The 18,202-nt window shown below is 72.9% G+C and carries 16 protein-coding genes; 3 read left to right on the forward strand and 13 right to left on the reverse strand.

All coding sequences use genetic code 11. From position 1 onward, the window contains the following. Positions 1-169 precede the first annotated feature (169 nt). Together ACIRPH_RS28865 and ACIRPH_RS28870 are read right to left on the reverse strand one after the other, a co-directional pair. Entirely contained in the window at positions 170-1,366 is a 1,197-nt protein-coding gene (locus tag ACIRPH_RS28865) for an McrC family protein (RefSeq protein ID WP_402919896.1), read from the reverse strand. After that, positions 1,363-3,417, reverse strand: a complete 2,055-nt coding sequence (locus ACIRPH_RS28870; protein ID WP_402919898.1) for an AAA family ATPase — start codon at positions 3,415-3,417, stop codon at positions 1,363-1,365. The genes ACIRPH_RS28865 and ACIRPH_RS28870 overlap by 4 nt, the downstream gene beginning before the upstream one ends. A 500-nt stretch (positions 3,418-3,917) precedes the next feature. Here ACIRPH_RS28870 and ACIRPH_RS28875 point away from each other — a divergent pair, with 500 nt between their 5' ends. After that, entirely contained in the window at positions 3,918-4,538 is a 621-nt protein-coding gene (locus ACIRPH_RS28875; RefSeq protein WP_402919899.1) for a hypothetical protein, read from the forward strand. Here the strand turns inward: ACIRPH_RS28875 and ACIRPH_RS28880 are convergent. Continuing rightward, positions 4,487-5,668 (reverse strand): hypothetical protein, encoded by a 1,182-nt coding sequence (locus ACIRPH_RS28880; protein WP_402919901.1) that lies wholly within the window; start codon positions 5,666-5,668, stop codon positions 4,487-4,489. The two genes, ACIRPH_RS28875 and ACIRPH_RS28880, sit on opposite strands and share 52 nt — an antisense overlap. A gap of 493 nt (positions 5,669-6,161) precedes the next feature. On the opposite strand from ACIRPH_RS28880, the gene ACIRPH_RS28885 reads away from it, so the two are divergent. Beyond that, positions 6,162-6,476 carry a hypothetical protein gene (locus ACIRPH_RS28885; protein WP_352985522.1) on the forward strand — a complete coding sequence of 105 codons (315 nt, stop codon included), beginning with the start codon at positions 6,162-6,164 and terminating at the stop codon, positions 6,474-6,476. A gap of 79 nt (positions 6,477-6,555) precedes the next feature. Here ACIRPH_RS28885 and ACIRPH_RS28890 read toward each other — a convergent pair whose 3' ends face one another. The 3 genes from ACIRPH_RS28890 to ACIRPH_RS28900 form a co-directional block, all read right to left on the reverse strand. Further along, positions 6,556-7,854 (reverse strand): metallophosphoesterase, encoded by a 1,299-nt coding sequence (locus ACIRPH_RS28890; RefSeq protein ID WP_402919903.1) that lies wholly within the window; start codon positions 7,852-7,854, stop codon positions 6,556-6,558. Between the two features lie 167 nt (positions 7,855-8,021). Continuing rightward, positions 8,022-8,438 carry an SgcJ/EcaC family oxidoreductase gene (locus tag ACIRPH_RS28895; RefSeq protein WP_402919905.1) on the reverse strand — a complete coding sequence of 139 codons (417 nt, stop codon included), beginning with the start codon at positions 8,436-8,438 and terminating at the stop codon, positions 8,022-8,024. 87 nt (positions 8,439-8,525) lie between these two features. Further along, complete coding sequence (locus ACIRPH_RS28900; protein ID WP_402919907.1) at positions 8,526-9,344, reverse strand: metallophosphoesterase family protein; 819 nt, start codon at positions 9,342-9,344, stop codon at positions 8,526-8,528. Positions 9,345-9,467: 123 nt separating this feature from the next. Between ACIRPH_RS28900 and ACIRPH_RS28905 the strand changes: the two genes are divergently transcribed. After that, entirely contained in the window at positions 9,468-9,998 is a 531-nt protein-coding gene (locus tag ACIRPH_RS28905) for a GNAT family N-acetyltransferase (protein ID WP_402919909.1), read from the forward strand. 63 nt (positions 9,999-10,061) lie between these two features. On the opposite strand, the gene ACIRPH_RS28910 is transcribed toward ACIRPH_RS28905, so the two are convergent. From ACIRPH_RS28910 to ACIRPH_RS28940, 7 genes are all read right to left on the reverse strand, one after another. Continuing rightward, positions 10,062-10,763 (reverse strand): ABC transporter ATP-binding protein, encoded by a 702-nt coding sequence (locus ACIRPH_RS28910; protein WP_402919911.1) that lies wholly within the window; start codon positions 10,761-10,763, stop codon positions 10,062-10,064. Between the two features lie 17 nt (positions 10,764-10,780). After that, positions 10,781-12,847 (reverse strand): hypothetical protein, encoded by a 2,067-nt coding sequence (locus tag ACIRPH_RS28915; protein ID WP_402919913.1) that lies wholly within the window; start codon positions 12,845-12,847, stop codon positions 10,781-10,783. A 69-nt stretch (positions 12,848-12,916) separates the two neighbouring features. Further along, entirely contained in the window at positions 12,917-13,213 is a 297-nt protein-coding gene (locus ACIRPH_RS28920; protein ID WP_402919915.1) for a lactococcin 972 family bacteriocin, read from the reverse strand. A gap of 290 nt (positions 13,214-13,503) precedes the next feature. Next, positions 13,504-14,445 (reverse strand): GntR family transcriptional regulator, encoded by a 942-nt coding sequence (locus ACIRPH_RS28925; RefSeq protein WP_402919917.1) that lies wholly within the window; start codon positions 14,443-14,445, stop codon positions 13,504-13,506. A 274-nt stretch (positions 14,446-14,719) separates the two neighbouring features. Next, the gene (pdxA, locus tag ACIRPH_RS28930; RefSeq protein ID WP_402919919.1) at positions 14,720-15,751 is read right to left on the reverse strand and encodes a 4-hydroxythreonine-4-phosphate dehydrogenase PdxA; all 1,032 of its coding nucleotides are present in this window, start codon (positions 15,749-15,751) and stop codon (positions 14,720-14,722) included. Continuing rightward, positions 15,748-16,947 carry a four-carbon acid sugar kinase family protein gene (locus ACIRPH_RS28935; RefSeq protein ID WP_402919921.1) on the reverse strand — a complete coding sequence of 400 codons (1,200 nt, stop codon included), beginning with the start codon at positions 16,945-16,947 and terminating at the stop codon, positions 15,748-15,750. Before ACIRPH_RS28935 ends, pdxA begins: the two co-directional genes overlap by 4 nt. Then, entirely contained in the window at positions 16,944-18,074 is a 1,131-nt protein-coding gene (locus ACIRPH_RS28940; RefSeq protein WP_402919923.1) for a 2-keto-3-deoxygluconate permease, read from the reverse strand. Before ACIRPH_RS28940 ends, ACIRPH_RS28935 begins: the two co-directional genes overlap by 4 nt. Positions 18,075-18,202 lie beyond the last annotated feature (128 nt).

The raw sequence follows: 18,202 nt of genomic DNA on the forward strand, positions 1-18,202 counted from the left end.
TTGGGGCTTAAAATGTTTCCATTTTGTGATTTATTTGGGTTGATCCGTCTTTCTAGTTTCTTTGAAACAGGACTCCACTGGCACTTGGTGTGGACAGGGGCAATCTGGTTGCTGATCTCCGTGGAGAGCGTGGTCAGTTCGGTACATGGCTCGGCAAGCCTGCTGCCGCTCAGATGGCCTCGGCGATGGCGCTGACCTGGGCGAGCAGGGCTTCCGGCTCAGAGTCGAGGTCCAGGACGTGCTGGTGCACGGTTACCCCCGGGGTGCCGTGCAGGTGGTGTCGGCCGCCTGTGATCCCCGAGCCGGCCGCGTACACGAGATGGCCCTCGCGGAGGCCGAGGCGGGTGCAGTAGGCCAGCATCTGGTAGAGGTCGCCGGTGTGGCTTCCCGCTTCTCGGCTGCGTTTGTACTTGGCGTCGACCACGGCGGCAGGAGACCCGGCCCCTGGGGGCTCGTAGACAAGGTCGGGCCGGAGCTGGGCCGTTTTCGCGTGGTCCAGATGGAAACGCCTGTCCTGGAGCAGGCAGCGGCCCCCTCCGGTGCTCAGGGCTTCGGAGAGCGCGCGGGTCACGAAGTCCTCGAACACCTGCCACATCCGCAGGACGAGGCCGTCGGCCCGGAGGGAGTGGTCCGTGCCGAACTCGTAGGAGTGCGAGTTCAGGACGAGCTCAGCCAGTCTGAGCGGGTTCTGGATCCGGGTGTTCAGACGGCTGGGCTGCCACACGGGCAGCTTCCGACCCGGGGGCAGCGCGCTCACCCCGTCCAGGCGTACGACGACCCGGCGGAGGAGGGCCCGCGTGCCGGGCTCGGTGCCGGGAGTGCGCATCAGTCTGTGTGCGGCGGCGAGCAGGATCCGGTTCTCGGCGATGTCCGCGGTGTGGTCGTCATAGCTGATCTCCGCCGGAAGGAGTCCGCCGTACCTGCGTCGGATTTGCTCGGCGGTGCGCAGGCGGCCGCGGACGACCGGAGCCGACTCCTCCACGGTGCGGTAACCCATGAGCACACCCTGGCCCAGGGCGCGCTCGCACATGCGGGCGAAGGCGTGCGCGACGGCGGGGACGAGGTCGTCATGCCGTTGCACGTCCACCGCCTCCCGCTGCCAGTGCATGCCTCCTTGGGCGTAGCCGAGAAGGAAGAACAGGCGTCGTACCGGGATTTTCGGGGTGATGACCAGCTCGATCGACTCCCCGACAGCGCTCAACCGCACGGACCCGACCATCTCCCGGTCCGCATTGACCCTCCAGAGACCGTCGGGCTCCGGTGCTACTGTGACGAGTCCGGACGCGGCGATCAGGGCGGCCTGCGGTGCGGAAAGGCGAATCCCTCTCCGGGGCCTGTGCTCGGTCAGGCGCAGGACGGCCGTCATGGGCTCTCGGTCAGGCCCAGGGCCTTGCGGAGGGAGGAGAGTCCATACCTGGCCGCCACGTCGGTGCCGTCGCCGTAGTGGTGCTCTTCCAGCAGGGGGAGGATCTGGTGGCGCCACACGCGGTCCATGCCCTTGGCGGTGTGCACCGATGGGCGCATGAGGTAGGACGGTCCGATCCGGAAGTCGCGGTCGTCGATCCGGCTGTTGAGTTCGTCCAGCAGGAGCGCAGTGTCCTCCGGCAGCGCGCGGTGACGCAGCCACCGCCGCAGGACCGACGCCACCGGTTCCGCACTCGGGTGCAGTTCGGTGAACCAGAAGCGGCGGCGCATGGCCGTGTCGACCAGGGCGATCGAGCGGTCCGCGGTGTTCATCGTGCCGATGATGAACAGGTTCCGGGGCAGGTCGAAACCGGGATCGGCCTCGGTGCCGTAGAGCAGCCTCACGGACCGGTTCCGGTACTCCAACAGGTAGTAGAGCTCACCGAAGACCTTGGCCAGGTGGCCCCGGTTGATCTCGTCGATGATGAGGACGAAAGGCTCGCCTGGGTGTTTGCGCGCCGCGTTGGCCAGGCTGCGCAGGGGGCCGTGGGTGAGGGTGAATCCGGAGGGGTGCTCGGAGTCCCCGGGATGGGGGCGGTAACCCTCGAAGAAGTCCTCGTAGGAGTAGGACGGGTGGAACTGTACGAGCTGGGTGTTCTCGGGGCGGTCGCCGGTGAGGTGGCGGGCAAGCTCTTGGGCGAGATACGTCTTGCCGGTGCCGGGAGGGCCGTAGAGGACCAGTTGCGGTCTCTCACGCAGCAGGTCCACACACTCTGACAGCCACTCCCGCTCCATGAACACGCTGTGGGCGAACTCCTCGGTGGGCTCGGGCAGCTCCGCGTCCTGTACCGGCGCGGGGCGCTTGTGCGGACCGTTGATCAGCTGCTCCAGCTCCCGGCGGAAACCGGTGAGTTCGAGCAGTTCGGTGTTGGGCGTGCCGATCCGGGCCGCCAGTTCGGCCGACAGATTCCCGGTCAGGTGGAGAGGGGAACCCTGAGTGTGCCATGCCACCGGGCGGATCAGTTGACCCGGCGCAGAAGGGGCGCCGGAGCGGAGTTCGTCCCCGGAGACCGTTCCGAGGTGGACCTCGCGACCGATGTTGGTGAGGACGATGTCCCCGCTCCGCATCCTGGAGACGAAGCTGTGCAGCGCGAAGACGAGTCGCTCGCGCTCTTCGCTCGACCGGTGCTGGTGGAGGCTCTCGACGGTGTCGCGGACCACGGTCTCGCCCACACCAGCGCGCAGGATGTCGGCTCCGTTCGCCGTCAGGGAGCACTCGCCCCGTTCCACCCAAACCGCGTGGACAGCACCGTCCTGTCCGAGGTCCGTACCGCGGATCAGCCATGCGCGTGTGGGGGGCGTGGTCCGGTCGGGAGCTGTGTCATCGGTGGAAATCTGTTCGGTGATTTCAGTCCGGGTGACACGATGGCTGGCGAGCGTCCAGCCGCCAGGGCCGAGAATGCCGTCAGTGTCCAGCAGTAGGTTCGCCGCAACCTGTTCCGCTTCGGTGAAGTGGGCGCACTTCGGGGCGCGGCCCTCTTCATCCAAGACGCGGTGCCAGCCCTCCGCACGTGTCGCCGACAGGTGTTGCATCAGTGCCGCGGGGTCCAGGCCGGTCACCTCGGCAAGGTCCTTCAGCCCGACCCAGTGACCCTCGGGCAGGGACTGGAGAACTTCGCGGGCCAGGGCGTGGCTGCTCTCGTTCCGCTTCCACTCGTTGTAGCGAAGCTTGATGAGAGGCTGAAGATCCTCATTCGCTTCGAGGGTGGACAGTGTGTGGCGTCCGGCTCCCGTCAGTTCCCAGGTTCCGTCTCCGTCCTTGCGTATCCACCCGGCCTTGACCGCCTCTGTAGCGATCCAGCCCAGATAGGTGAACGGGCTCGTCTTCCCTGAAGTGGCCTTCTTCCATGCCTCCTCCAACCCGGGGTTCGCACCGAGGATGAGGTTCCAGACCGTGTTCTTGTGCAGACCTTCGGGGTGCTTGGCCAGTACCGCGAAGAGTGTGTGCGTCATCCTGTCAGTGAGTTCGCTACGGGATGCCAAGGAGGCTGCCTTCCAGGGGGGAGGTTGGGGCTGCGGGGAAGACGAGGGTACAAGCCCCTTCGGATACCGGGGGCGGCACGGAGGGCAGCTGTGCGAATCGGTGCCGTATGGCCGGAAGCGGCCAGAGGACCGAAGTATCGGTCGCCTCCGGGCGGCTGTTGGGAGGGCAGGTGTGGCAGCAGTCCGTGACCGCGCGGTTTTCCATGGGAGCTGGGAACGGGTGGTACGGACCCCTCCGGACGCGGGGCGCTGATGGGCGTCCCCCTTGCAGACCGGGTTTTTCCGCCCGGCACCGGGCTGAGCAGGTCGCACGGACCGCGGGCCGGTGAGGGTTCGGGAGCCGGCTCCCCGGTCGGAGCGGAGCCGGGAGCCCCCGCCCAGTACCCGGTCCCCGGCCGTGCGCGGGACGGGCCGCCGGGCCTGTGGAGAACCGCGGGCGGGGAACCGGGTTCTCTGCCACCATCGGTGGGATGGAACCCGACCTCCGGCACATGCGCGCGCTCGTCGGGTTCGAGGACGCGCGGACCGCCGACCTGAGTGTGCGCGGAGTACCGCTCACGTCCGTCCACCGCCCCGTGGCGGAACAGGCCCGACTCCGCTCCGGAGGCAGGGCCCTCGGTTCACGGCTGGGTGTCTACCAGGTGCTCCAGGCGCTTCCCCTGGGTTCGTGGGTGCCGGTGGACTCCCTCAGCGAACGCGAACAGGTCATCCTCCCGGCGCTGCCCGCCTGGACCCGCACGCGGAGGAACGGGCGGATCCTGCGCCTGGCGGACACGCCGGTGCGGCTCGACCTGCTCGTTACGCAGGGAGAGAAGTGGCTCGACGCCCTCGACCGGGCCTGTGCGCTCGGCGCGGTCGCACCCCGGATGGCCGTGTGTGAGTCGCTCGGCGAGGACCGCGACCGGGCCTGCTGGGAGGCGGACTACTACGGTGTGGGGCTGGCCGTGCGCCACGGCAGCGGTCTGCGGGTGCTGGTCCGTCCCCGCCAGGGGGTCCCCGAGTCGGCTGCGGCACTGCACTGGCGCCTCGCCGAGCGCGTTCACCGGGTCGCGGAGGAATGGGGCTCCCAGTCCTCGGAGCCGGCCCAGTAGCGCAGGGCGGCGGAGACACCGAACGTGTCCTCACGGGGCGAGATCTCCCTGTTGTGCCACTCGTACTCGTTCAGAGCCCTCCGGCACATCCCCTGCCACCGCGACCTGGCGTTTCCGGGCGAGGTCTCGGAGGCGAGCTCCCGCCACCACCGGGACCAGACCGCCATGTTGTGGGCGTGCGCCGCCTTCCTGTCGGACGAGTCCTGGAAGTCGCTGAGCGGCCTGCCCGCCTCGCCGTTGTTCCGGGCCTCTCCCCATTCGACGCAGGGCGTGCACAGGCACCGCCGGGGGTTGCGCAGGCGTTCGGCGAGTGTGGAGCCGTGGAAGTAGCCCATCAGGGCGGGCAGGATGACGTGGGGGCTCGAATCCGTCCCGGGCCTGCCGCCCTCCGTTCCCGGGGGCACCGCGTGGCGGACCGACGAGGTGTCGCCGACGGAGGCGAACGGCGCCCCGCACGCCATCGCCTCCAGCGCCGCCAGGTCGATCCGGAGGAGAGCGGTGTCCGGGCAGGAGCGGAGGACCTCCCTGAGCGCACTCGCCCTCCGCTTCGAGTCCAAGGGGTTGTTCCGGGCCCCGAGGATCAGTGCCTTGGGCGCACGGACGCTTCGGAGGGCGGCGATCAGGTACGTGCGGCGTTCGGTGATCCACGCCGCGTCGACGGGCGCCGCGAAGACCACGGTCGGCGCGTCCGTCCCGTTCATCTGCCGGACGGCCGCGGCCAGTGCCCGCTCGCCCTCATCGTCGCACCGCAGGTACCTGGTGGGCGACAGAACCAGGTCGGCGGGGGCCGCGGTCCACTGTTCCAGGGTCGCTCCGAGACCGGTGCGACGCGTGTCGACATAGTGCTGCGGTTCTGTGGTGAACGGTTCCTCGGCGGTCGCGTAGGAGCTTTCGTAGGCCGACGGGTCCAGAACGACCGGACAGGCATGGGCTGTCCCGGCGATGAACTCCTTCGCCCTCTCGCGGGCTTTTCGGCCGGAGAAGACCACGCCTCCGGCGACGGCCGGGACATGGCCCAGGGGTGCGTGTCGGACGTCCTTGACATGGAGCAGGACACGGCCGCGCACGGCGGCGAGGGGGTCGGGTGGTGCGTGGCCGGCGGCTGGGAGAGGCCCGGGGGTGGTGGGCACCGTTTCACCTCGTGGTTCCGCGTGGGCGTTCGCCCGTGCTCTGCCCACCGGGTGTTCCCCGGAACCCCGCGTGACCGGTTGAGGCCACCGAAGTGCGAGTGCTGTGGCTGCTGTTGCTCCGGAGGTGTGCGCGTGGTGGTCGGTGCGGAACAGGGCCTGGTTCCGTGGCCGCCTCCCGTGGTTCCGGGGGCGGAACCGTCATCGGTTCAGGAAACTCCTGGCGAAGAGTAAAAAACCATGGTTGTCCATGTAATGCATATATTTCGCACTCAGTACTTGAGGGGTTTCCCTTTTTCGAGTGAATTCATGTGTCGAACTCCAGGCCGGTGTCGGCCATTGCCGGAGGCCTTCCGTCCCTTGTTCCGTGCCGTTCGGGTGGCCAAGGATCGGTGTCATGGCTTCCAAGACGAAATCTCGTGGTTCTCTGCGCTACTGGGGCGTGGTGGTTATAGTTTTCGCCCTTTTCGGTTGGTTTCTACCGGAAGTGGGACCGATGTGGATCGCGATCGCCTCCGCGGTCTCGGTCCTCTACGTCTTCTTCCAGATGCCGCTGCCGTGCGGTGCCTGGAACAGGGGGGAGAAGACGCGGTGCCGCAACAACTCCCCGGGGCTGCTGCCGGGGTGTCATATCGAGCAGCACCGGTGGCAGACGGCCAAGCTCATGCTGCGCAGCGGTGGGTGGGGAGAACTCCGTGCCAAGATCTTCGCCAGCTGGAAGAGGTCGCTCCCCGCACTCGTCACCGCTGCCACTATTGTGTCCGGTGTCGCGGCGGTCGCCCAGCTCGCGGTCGCCGTGGCCGTCGCCTGAACGCCGAGCGCCGGGCGTGATCGGGACGTCGCCCAGCGGACCCCTGAGGTGATGGGCGGCGCACCGGAAAACCCACTGCTCAGGAACCGTCGGTGATGCGCTTGCCGTCCCCGTCCTTGACGATGGTGAAGGCGTCCACCGTCTCGCCGTCGGCGGTGCGGGCCCGGTACTCCAGGGTGTCGCCGTCCACCGCGACGTGCTGGAAGGTCTGGGTCTCCTCGCGCTGGACCTGGACCCGGGCGCCGTTGTCGGTCCAGTTGTCCTCGCCGGCGTCGTAGGTCTTGGGGCCGGTCACCGAGACCACGTAGACCGGTCCGGTGTGCGCGCCGGAGCCGCCGTCCCCGCCCTCGGCCAGGACGCCCCGGGTGTAGGAGTGGTCGTGGCCCTGCAGGACCAGGTCCACGTCGTGCTCCTCCAGGACCGGCAGCCACGCCTCGCGCAGCGGCCCGTTGTCGCGTTCGGGGTCGCTGGAGAAGACCGGGTGGTGGAAGGTGACCACGGTCCACGGGTGGGGGTTGTCGGTCAGCGCCCGGTCCAGCCAGTCCCGCTGCGTGTCCAGCCACCGCTCGGGGTCCTCCGGGGCGGCCTCACGGTAGTTGGAGTTGAGCACCACGAACCGCACCCCCTGGTAGTCGGTGTGGTAGGCGGTTCCGGCCAGGTCGGTGCCCCGGTCGGGACCGTTGCCGGCGCCGGGGAACTGCGGGCCCCAGTACCGGCTCAGGCCGTCGTCGTACTCGTGGTTTCCCGGGGCGGCCACGTGGTTCATGCTCCCGGACGCCTGGTCGAAGGCGTCGAACCACTCGTCCCACTGGGAGGCGCTGTCGGCGTCGTCGATGAGGTCCCCGGAGTGCACGGCCAGCTCGGCGTCGGGGACGGCCTCCAGACCGGCCCGGACGACGGGGGCCGCGTCCTCGGTGATGTCGTTCTGGATGTCGCCGAAGTACAGGAAGCTGAAGGGATCCGCCCCCTCCGCCGCGGTGGTGAAGGCGCGCCAGTCCCCGGTCTCCTCCTCCGAGCCCTCACCGGCGCCGCTCGCGCCGATCCGGTAGTGGTAGGCGGTGTCCGGTTCGAGGCCGGTGGCCGTGGCCGCGAAGGTGGAGCCCGGTTCGTCGCCTCCGGTCGGGCTGCCGTCGACCCGCAAGGTCTCCTCCGAACCGTCCTCGGGCCCGATCTCCAGGAAGGACTCCTCTGCTTCGTACGCGCGCCAGGTCACGGTCTGGGAGGTACCGGGATCGGCCGTCGGTGAGAGGAGGACGCGGTCGACGGGCCGTTCGGCCGTGGCCTGGGGGGTGCATGCGCACAGCCCGACTGCGAGAAGGGGCCCGCTCAGGGCCGCGAGCACGCGGCTCTGAGCGGGACGGGATAGAGCGGTGGGCATGGAGGTACCTGTCCTTTCTTCCGGCGGTCCGGGACTGCGGGGCGGGGAGCCGACGGGCCGGTCCGGGGGCGTCGTCTCCGGCTCCTACCCAGGTGAGAGGCGGAAATCCGTCGCAGCGGCCTTCCCGTCGGCGCCCTCGACGGCACCCGGGCCGCACGACCGGACCCTCAGGCCACCGGAGTGGTCTGGGCGAGGGAGATGCGCCAGTCGTCGCCCTCGCGGATCAGGAGGTAGGACATGACGCCTTTCAGGGGAGCGGAGGAGGCCGCCTCGGGGCGCCCGTCGAAGACGGTCTTGGTGAGGCTGACGTGGGCGACGTCGCGTGCGACGAAGCGGATGTCGTCGACCCGCAGGGCCGTCCGGACGTCCTTGAGGGGTGTGGCGAGGGCTTCGGCCATGGCGGAGGTGAAGGCCTCCAGGCCGAAGAGCCGCCGCCCGCCGAAGTTGACGATCACGACGTCGGAGGTGTGCAGCGCCGGGAGTGCGACGGGGTCGTTCTGGGCCCGGTCGGCCCGGGCGACGAGGTCGCGGATGCGCCGCTCGTCGGCGGCGCGGTCGGGGAGGGTCGTGCTCGTGGTGTCCATGGGGCGAACCTAGAAGCTCAACTTTTGTTCATGTCAAGGCGCCCGCCCCGCGTCCGCCCCCCGCCCTCCCCGTCTCCGCACCCCGTCTCAGGGCAGGATCAGCCGGGGCCCCTCCGGGGGGTTCGGGCGCGGCCCCCACTCGCGGGGGTAGCCGAGGGAGACCTCGATGTGGGGCACGTCGTCCACGACGATGGTGCGCGGGATGTGCAGGTGGCCGTAGACGACGGCGCGGGCGCGGTAGCGCGTGTGCCAGTCGGCGGTCGCCTCGGTGCCGCACCACTGGGCGAACTCGGGGTAGCGCAGGACACGGGTGGGTTCGCGGACCAGGGGGAAGTGGTTGACCAGGACGGTGGGGACGTCGGGGTCGAGGGCGTCGAGGCGCTTGCGCGTGTGGTCCAGGCGTGCGCGGCACCACTCGTCGCGGCTCGGGTGGGGGTCGGGGTGCAGCAGGTACTCGTCGGTGCACACGACCCCGGAGGCGTGGGCGACGGCGAGCGCCTCCTCCTTGGTGCGGGCGCCCCCGGGGCGGAAGGTGTAGTCGTACAGGACGAACAGCGGGGCGACGGTGACCGGCCCGTCGGGGCCGGGCCACACCGGGTAGGGGTCCTCGGGGGTGTGCACGCCCAGGCCGCGCAGCGCCTCGACGAGGTGCAGGTAGCGGGCCTCGCCGCGCAGCTGCACCGGGTCGCGCGGGGAGGTCCACAGCTCGTGGTTGCCGGGGGTCCACACCACCGTGGAGAAGCGCTCGCTCAGCAGCTCCATGGCCCACAGGACGTCGTCCGCGGTCTCGGCGACGTCGCCGGCGACCAGGAGCCAGTCGTCGTCGGAGGCGGGCCGCAGGGCCTCGGTGAAGGCGCGGTTGTCGGCGTGCCGGACGTGCAGGTCACTGATGGCGACCAGGCTCATCGTCACCGTCCCCTCGGTGGTCGTGGATCGGCGACACCCTACACACCCGGGCGGGGTTCCGGGCGGGCGGCCCGGACCCGGGCCGGGCGGAGGAGTGTCCCCGGCCTCTGCTTGACTGCTCCCATGAACGTGCGTGAGGCGCTGCCGGAGGAGATGGCGGCGGTCGGGGAACTGCGGGTCGCGGCCTACCGGGCCCTGGGGCTGCTGGAGGAGGGGGACCCCTACACGGACTCGCTCCGTGCGCTGGGGTCCGACGGCCGGGGCGAGGTGCTCGTGGCCGTCGAGGGGGACCGGGTCGTGGGCACCGTCCTGCTCGTCCCGTGGTCGGAGTCCAGCGAGGTCGCGCGCGGGCCCGAGGAGGCGGAGGTGCGGGCGTTCGCGGTGGCGCCCGACGCCCAGGGCCGCGGTGTGGGACGCGCCCTGGTGCGCGCGGTGGTCGCCCTGGCCTCGGAGCGGGGCGCGGCCCGGGTGGTCCTGTCCACGCAGCCCCCGATGCTCGCGGCGCAGTCCCTCTACCGGGCCCACGGGTTCGTCCGCACACCCGAACGCGACTGGACCCCGGTGCCCGGGGTCGACCTGCTGACCTACGCGCTCGCGCTGCCGGACCGGGAGGCCTCCGCGTCCCCCGCTCCGCAGACGGTCGCCCAGGGCTGAACGCACCGGGCCGAACCCCCACGGCCGGGCGGCGTCCCGGCCCCGCCGCCCGGTTCCGCACCGCTACCCGCGGTCCGGGCGCCCCGCCCCTGCGGCGGGTTCGGCCCCGCCCGGCCGCGCGGCCGGGCCGGACGGCGCGGCCTCCCGCCCGGTCCCCACGTCGAAGGCCCTGTCGCACGCCGCCCGCACCCCGTCGTTGTGGGTGGCGACCACCACCGCGCACCCCTCGCGGCCCAGCTGCCGCAGGACCTCCACCACCATCGCCGCGTTGTCCGCGTCCAGGGCGCCCGTCGGCTCGTCGGCCAGCACCAGGGAGGGCCGCTTGACGAGCAGGCGGGCCAGGGCGACGCGCTGCTGCTCGCCGCCGGACAGGCGGTGCACCACCTCGCCCTCACGCCCGGCCAGGCCGACCCGCTCCAGCGCCGCGGCGTGGTCGGCCCGGGCGCCGCGCCGCCGCGCCACGTCCAGGTTGGCCCGGACCGTGGCGTTCTCGATGAGTGCGTAGTCCTGGAAGAGGTAGCCGAGCCTGTCGCGCCGGAAGCGCCGCCGCCCTCCCGGCCCCAGGCGGGTCAGGTCGGCGCCCTCGCAGAGGATCCGGCCGCCGCTGGGCCTGTCGAGCAGGCCCAGGCAGTTGAGCAGGGTGGTCTTGCCCGAGCCGCTGGCCCCGACGAGGGCGACCGTCTGCCCGGCCTCGACGGTCAGGTCCAGGCCCTGCCACAGGACGCGGTCCCCGAAGGACTTGGCGAGGTTCTCGGCAGTGATCATGGTGCTTCCCGGTGGTGTCAGGCCCGCGAGGGGCCTTCGCGGACGATGCGGCGGTGGAAGAGGGCGAGGGCGCCGAGGGTCAGGGCGAGCCCGGCCGCCGTGACGGCCGCGGCGTAGAGGGGCTCCAGCCCGCTGGTCGGCACCGGTTGCGGGGGCAGGGGGCGCAGGGGGTCGTCCAGGGCCCGCAGCGCGGCGAGGGTGTCCCACACGGTCCAGCCCGTGAAGCCGAGCGCGACCACGGCCTCCACGGCGAGGAACCGGCGGTGCGCGGAGAGGAACCTCCACCCGCTGATGTGCCGGGCGAAGACGGTCTGGGAGTGCGTGCGCACGTGGACGACGCACGCGGCGACGCCGGTCGTCAGCAGGACGGCGGTGCCGGCGGCCAGGGCGAGCAGTTCGACGCGCACGGCGGCGACCTGGGCGGCGTGGGCGCTCCTGGCCTTGTCGAGGATCGGCTGGACGGTGTTGACGTACTCCGCCATCCGCGGGTCGGTGCGGGCCTCCAGCACCACACCCGGGTCGGGGAAGAGCAGGGCCTCGTGCGTCAGGTAGGTGACGTAGGCCCGGTCGGAGAGCGCGGAGCCGTTGGGCAGGGCGACGATCACCGGGTCCAGCAGGAAGGGCGACGCGTCGGTCCCGCCCGGGTCCCTCGACCCGTAGGTGAACACCCGCTGGCCGCCGGCCAGCGGCAGGACCTCGATGTCGGCCGAGGTTCCCGTGCTCCCGGCCTGGAGCGCGTACCAGTCGGGCATCTCGCCCTCGACGGCCTCCCGGTGGGCGGCGTGCGCGGGCGGCAGCAGGACCCGGACCCGGTCGTCGGAGGGGGCGGCGCCGTAGCGCGCGCCGGTGGGGGACAGGACCTCCTGCCGTGCGAGGTAGGTGTCGTTGACCACGAGCACGTCGAAGCCGGGTCGGGGGGCGCCGACCGGCACGAGCGACGCGGGGGGATGCCGCTCGGCGACGACGAGCTCCCCGTCGAGGTCGGCGCGGCGCAGCCAGGGGCCGAGGAGGCGCTCGGCGGTCCCGGGGTCCTCGAAGGCCGTGCTGCCGTTGAGCGTGGCGTGCGAGGTCTCCCCGGTGCGCTCGAACGCCCCCAGCGCCGCGCGCTGCTCCCGCGCGGCCTGCGCGAGGTGGAGCGTGCTCGCCAGGACGCCGAGCAGGAGGAGCAGGACGGGCACGCGCACCAGGTAGACGGCGGCCCGGGTGCTCCGGACGGGGAGGCGTCCCCGGAGCGCCGGCAGGACCCCGGCGGCGTGCACCAGGCCCAGCGCCGCCGCGTGCGTCGCCAGGGCCGCGGCGGCGAGGAGACCGAGGAGCGCCAGGGCGGTCAGGGAGTACAGGCCGAGCTGGTTCCACCCGTTGTAGAGGCCGAGGAGGAGCAGGGTGAGGGCGCACACGGCGGGCAGGGCGACGCCCCACAGCCGTGCGACCCGTCCCAGGTCGCCCAGGAGGATCCGGGCGTAGGAGTGCCCGTGGAGGCGGCGGACGCCGTGGTCCCGGGAGTCGAGCAGGACGCCCGCGCCGATCGAGGTGGCGCCCACCAGCAGCGCCGTGGCCAGGACGTGGAAGAGGGGGCCGCCGAGGAACGACTGCCACAGGCGGGCCTGGCCCGCGCCGGGGTCCGCGCCCAGCCCGTGCCCGGCGAGGGCGTCGGCGAGCACCCGCGCGTTCTCCGGCGGTCCGAAGACGAGGTAGTTGCCGCGGGGGCTGCGGCCGGCCATGTCCCGCACGGGGTGCACGCGCAGTTCCATGGTGCGGCCGAAGGACGGGTACCCGTCGGTGAGCCAGTCGGCCTGGGCCGAGCCGGGGTCCCCGACCGCGAGGTACATGTGCCACAGCGACTCGGGCGAGCGCACGTCGGGGACGACGAGGCCGACGGAGATCCGCTGCTCCGCCGCGACGCGTTCGACGGTCCGCGCGACCTCGCCGCCGTCGGAGGCGCCGTCGTCCTCGACGATCCACACCGACGCCGAGTGCTGCGCCGTGGGGATCGTCGCCTCCCACGCGGCCAGCAGCAGTGCGGCGATGAGCGCGGCGGAGACCAGGAACGCGGTGTGGGCGAAGGCGATGGTGCGGTTGGGCATCGTGTCCCTGCGCGTGGTCGGGGAGCCGAGCGCCCCGGCGGAGGGGCGGCCCCGTGGCTGCGGGAGGCGCTACCCGCAGTGCCTCCAGTAGGTCTCGTTGTGGTTGACGGCGCGCGGGGCGGAGGCCTCGGACGTCTTGCCGGGCAGCATCGCGGCGGACGTGACGGTGTACGTGCCGACCGCGGTCGACCCGTGGCAGAGCGTCGCGTGGAAGTAGTTCGAGTACACCCTTCCGGTGGTGAGGCCGTGGTACCAGGTACCGCCGCCGACGTAGCTGATGGCCGCGTCGGCGACGCCGGCCGTCGCCGCGGTGAGCCCGGCGGCGAAGACCAGGGACGCGGCGGCGCGCTTCAGGGGCTGGGGCATGTCGTTCCCTCTCACGGCCTCCGGCACGGCTGTCGGCGGGGGCCTTGGTCGTGCGGGGACGGTGCGCGGAGGGGGTGGTCGGGCGGGTCTCCCGGCCGCGCGCCGGGGTCTCCGTGTCGGGGACGGACGGTGGGGGCGGCGGCGCGTTCCGCGGGGCGGGGCGCTCTCCTCGCTGCCGTCCCGCTCGTGCCGACGCAAGAAAAAAGTACCGCACGGAGTGCTTCGGTAACTCTTTGTGGCCACTATCGGACAGAAATCCGCTCGCTGCGGGGCTCTCCGTGCGTTCCGGTCTAGCGGGCGGCGCCCGGACCTCGCTCTGCGTCACCGACGGCGAGGCCGTCGCGCAGGCGCGCCAGCTCGGCCCGGAGCCCGTCGGCCAGTTCGACGGCGCGGTCCAGGCCCGGCACGGCGGCGGCGCCCCCCGGTGCGGCGGCGGGCCGCTCCGGGGCGGGCCGGTCCAGCAGGGAGGGGTCGGGCGCGATGCGCACCTGTTCCGAGGAGCCCTCGGCCTCGATGTCGAACACCACCCGGTCCGACCGGTGCCAGCTCTCGAACCACTCCAGCGGGGTGCCGTCCCGGTCGAACGTCCCGCCCTCCAGCAGCAGGAGCGGGGCCTCGGCCGCCACCCCGAGCTCCAGGGCGATGCGCGGGTCGGCGGGCACGGCCCGGATCTGCCGGCGCCCGCTCGTGGGCACGGCCCCGAACCGCTCCTCCATGAGGCGGTGCAGGGAGGCGTCGCGCAGCATCGCGGCCTCCAGGCCGGGGAAGCGCTCGGCGGGGAGCCAGGTGCGCACGTAGGACAGCGGGTCGCCGCCGACCGAGCGCACGCGCTCCAGGCGGAGCAGGTCCCGGGTGCCCAGGTGCCCGACCGCGGCGGGGCCCCCGGCGAGGGAGGGCTCCAGCGACAGCACCGCCGTGGACAGGCTCAGCCCCTCGGAGGAGAACTGGTCGAAGAGCCCGGTGACGCGCTGGACGAGCCGGTGGTGCTCGGTGGGGACCGCGGCGACCGGGGCGCGGCCGCGGGTCCTCCGGACCGAGCCCTCGTCCTCCAGGGTGGCCAGCGCCTGCCGGACCACGCTGCGGGAGACCCCGAACCGCTCGCGCAGGGCCGCCTCGCTGGGCAGGGTGTCGCCGGGGGCGATCGAGCGGTCGCGGATCTCGGCGCGCAGCACGCCGGCGACCTGGGCGTGCAGGGGGCGGTGGTCGGTGCGGTCGACGGGCATGGGCGCCATTCTAGGGCCGGGGCGCGGGGAGGGGAGTGCCCGCGCACCGCACGCGAGGGGCGCGGGGGCCGGTCCGCCCCCTGCCCGCGCGCGGCGAGGGGGCGCGGGCATGGCGGCCTCGGCGTCAAGGCGCACCGCCCCCCCCGCCTGCGCGCGGGGAGGGGTGCCCCGCGGCACACCGCTCACGGGTGCTCCGGACGGGGCGGCCGAGGGCGGGCGGGGCCGCCCCGAACACCGGGCGGCGCCGCGCCGAGCGGGCGCCGCCGGGCGGGCCGTCGCGCCGCTACCGCGCCTCGGAGCGGGAGGCCTGCCAGACGTGGCCCCAGCCGGGGGCGAGCTCCGCGGCCCGGCGCAGCGCCAGGACGAGGCTGGCCTCGCGGGCGATCCCGCGGCCCGCGATGTCGAACGCGGTGCCGTGGTCGACCGAGACCCGCACCACGGGGAGGCCGGCGGTGATGTTGACGCCGTCGTCGCCGTAGACGGCCTTGAAGGGCGCGTGCCCCTGGTCGTGGTAGCAGACCGCGACCAGCTTCCACTTGCCGTTGACGGCCGCCGGGATCAGGGCGTCCGCGGGGAGCGGGCCGTGGGCGTTGATGCCCTCCTCGCGGGCCAGGGCGATCGCGGGCGCGAGGACGTCGGCGTCCTCGTCGCCGAACAGGCGGTTCTCCCCGGCGTGCGGGTTGAGCCCGGCCACCCCGATCGGCTCGTCCGGGCTGCCCTGGGCGCGGGCGAACGCGCTCATCAGGCGCAGCACCTCCAGGGTGCGCTCCCGGGTGATGCCCTCGATCGCGTTGCGCAGGGACACGTGCGTCGTCAGGTGGAAGAAGGACAGCTCCCCGGCGGAGAGCACCAGGCTGTAGTCCCGCACTCCGAACTCGTGGGCGAGCAGCTCGGTGTGGCCCGGCCAGGCGTGGCCGCCCAGGTGCATGGCGGCCTTGTTCAGCGGCGGGGTGACGATGCCGTCCACCAGTCCGCGCTTGGCCAGGTCGACCGCGGCGATCACGAACCGCGCCGCGCCGTCGCCGGCCTCCGCGCTCAGCTCGCCCGGCGGCACGTGGCCGAGGGAGGGGCCGGTCTGCACGACGTCGATCACGGCGGGGTCGTCGGCCGCGTCGGCCGGGGACTCGACGGGGTTGACCGCGGACGGGTCGCCGCCGACGGCGGCGACCGCGTTGCGCAGGGCGTCGGCGTCACCGATCACCACGGGGCGGGAGTACTCCCGGACCTCGGGGTGGTGCAGCAGGGACTTGGCGGTGATCTCCGGGCCGATGCCCGCGACGTCGCCGAGGGTGACTGCCAGGGTGGGGCGGCTCATGCGTTCCTGCCTTTCGTGTGGCGGACCGCGTCAGCGGCCTCCAGTAGTGCGGTGGGGGATCCGAATCCCCCGGCCTTGGTGACGATGGCGCGGCCGTGCCGGGGCCCGCCGGACAGCGTGCCGAGCGGGATGCCCGGGGCGACCTCGCCGGTCAGGGCGATGGCGCGCGCGTCCAGGGCGGCGGTGAGGGCGCGGGCACCGTCGCCGCCGGTGACCACGAAGCCGGACAGCGCGTGGCGTGCGGCCAGGTCGGCGGCGAGCGTGCCGAAGCGGCGGGCGACCGACGCGGGGTCGAGCGCCCCGTCGCGGTCCTCGGGCGCGACCAGCGCGGTGTGGGCCGCGGCCGGGTCGAACCGGTCCAGGACCCCGGCGGACCAGGCGCGCCAGGCCGCGTCGTCGGCGAGGTCGCGCGGCGCGGGCTGCTCGATCCGGGTCCGGTCGTCGGCGGCCAGCTCCTCGACCTGGCCCCGGGCCGTCTGGTGGAGCGAGGTGACCACGACGAGGGCGGGAGCCGGTGCGGCCTCCGCGGCCCAGGAGTCGGCCAGGCGGGCGGCGAGCCCGGCCGAGCCGACCGGCACGGCGTCGGGGCCGAGCGCGGTGACGGCGGCGGCCAGGCGCGCCAGGTCCTCGTCGGTCTCGGCGTCGGCGACCACGACCGGTCCGGCGGCGCGCAGCAGTGCCGCGTCGGCTGCGGCGTCGCCGCCGGTGAGCCGGACGTGGCCGGCGCCGAGCAGGACCGCGACGCGGCTCTCCGACACCGGGGTCACCGGGTCGGTGCCGACCGCGGTGCGGTGCACCTCGACCCCGTCGACGAGGAGGACCCCGTCGCGGACGGTGCGGCCGTTGGCCGGGAAGGCCGGGCAGACCACGGCGACCGCGTCCGGCGACCACGCGTCGAGGACGGCGTCGATCTCCGCGCGGATGGGGCCGCGCAGCGTGGAGTCGACCTTCTTGTACAGGCGGGCCGCCCCGGCGTCGCGCAGGCGGCGGACCGCCTCCGCCGCCGCCGCGGCGGCGCGGTCGGCGGGCAGCGCGCGGGAGTCGGTGCTGACGGCGACGACCTCGGCGTTCGGGGGCGCGGCGTCGAGCTGGAGCTCCGTGCTCCACCCGGCCCGCAGGAACTGCACGGCGGTGTCGCCCGCGCCCGTCAGGTCGTCGGCGACGACGGCGACGCGCGGTGTGACGGGGGTGCTCACGAGTCGGACTCCTTCTGCTCGGCGGTGTCGGTTCCGGCGGCGGGGGCCGCGGCGGTCGCCTGTCCGGCGCCGGTGTCCGCCGTCTCCGCGCGGGAGGCGGCCTCCCCGCCGGCCAGGGCCCTCTCGGCCTCGGCCGCCTCCTCGGCCTTCTCCGCCTCGGCGGGGGAGGCCCCGGCGCGGCGCAGGACCCAGGTGGTCACGAGCGGCGCCAGGATCGCGGTGACCAGCACGCTGGCCGCGATCTGGGAGGTCGCCGTGCCCATGTAGGCGGCGAACGACGGGTCGGCGGCGGCCACGATGGCGGGGGTCGCGACGGCGTTGCCGGAGACGGTCCCGGCGGCGAAGCCGATGCCGGACTCCTTGCCGCGGCGCAGGATCAGCTTGTAGCCGAGGTAGACCAGGCCGCCGGTGAACAGGGTGATGGCCACGCCCAGCAGGATGCCGGTCAGCCCGCCCCGGGCGACGTCGGCGAGGTCGATGCCCGCGCCGAGCGCGAAGGCGAAGAACGGGATCACGATGGAGGGCACGGGCTTGAGGACCTCGCGCCACTGCGCGTCCACGTTGCCGACGACCACGCCGAGCAGGAACGGGACGATCGCGGCGACGAGGGCCAGCACCGGGATCTGGCCCAGGCCCGAGGCGCCGATGAACAGGAGGGCGATGAACGGTCCGTCGTTGATGGCCCCCGCGATGTAGGCGCCCCGGTCGCGGGAGCGTCCGTACTGGCCGGTGATCGCGAGCCACAGTCCGCCGTTGGCGTTGGTGGTGGCGGCGAGCAGCGCCAGGATCGACACCCCGAGGATGCCGTCGGGGCCGGTGAAGACGGCGAGCCCGACGATCAGCAGCCCGGGGATGAGGCTCTTGCCGAGCAGGACCACGCCGGTGGCGGCCAGGACGGGGCCGCCGGTCCGGAGCGTCACCTGGGTGCCGGTGGCGAAGATGAGGAGGGCGATCAGCGGCAGGGCGCTGTCCTTGAACAGCGCGGTGGTGAAGCTGCCGATGTCCAGCGCCCCGGGGGCGAAGGTTCCGATGAGCGACCCCAGGACCAGCGGGACCAGCATGGCTCCGCCGGGGATCTTGTTCATCCAGTGGTAGAGGGGCACCAGGGTCCCGTGGTCGTCGCGCATGAGTGTCCGTTCGCAGGGGTGTCCCGGCGGGGACCTCGGAGGATCCGGGCCGGGACTCATCTTGTCCGTACAGAGTGTACGTACAATTTGGGATGATGTCAGCCGGGGCCACAAGATTTCACAGTGGC

The organism is Nocardiopsis sp. NPDC101807 (genome assembly GCF_044766605.1).
Taxonomy (GTDB): domain Bacteria; phylum Actinomycetota; class Actinomycetes; order Streptosporangiales; family Streptosporangiaceae; genus Nocardiopsis; species Nocardiopsis tropica.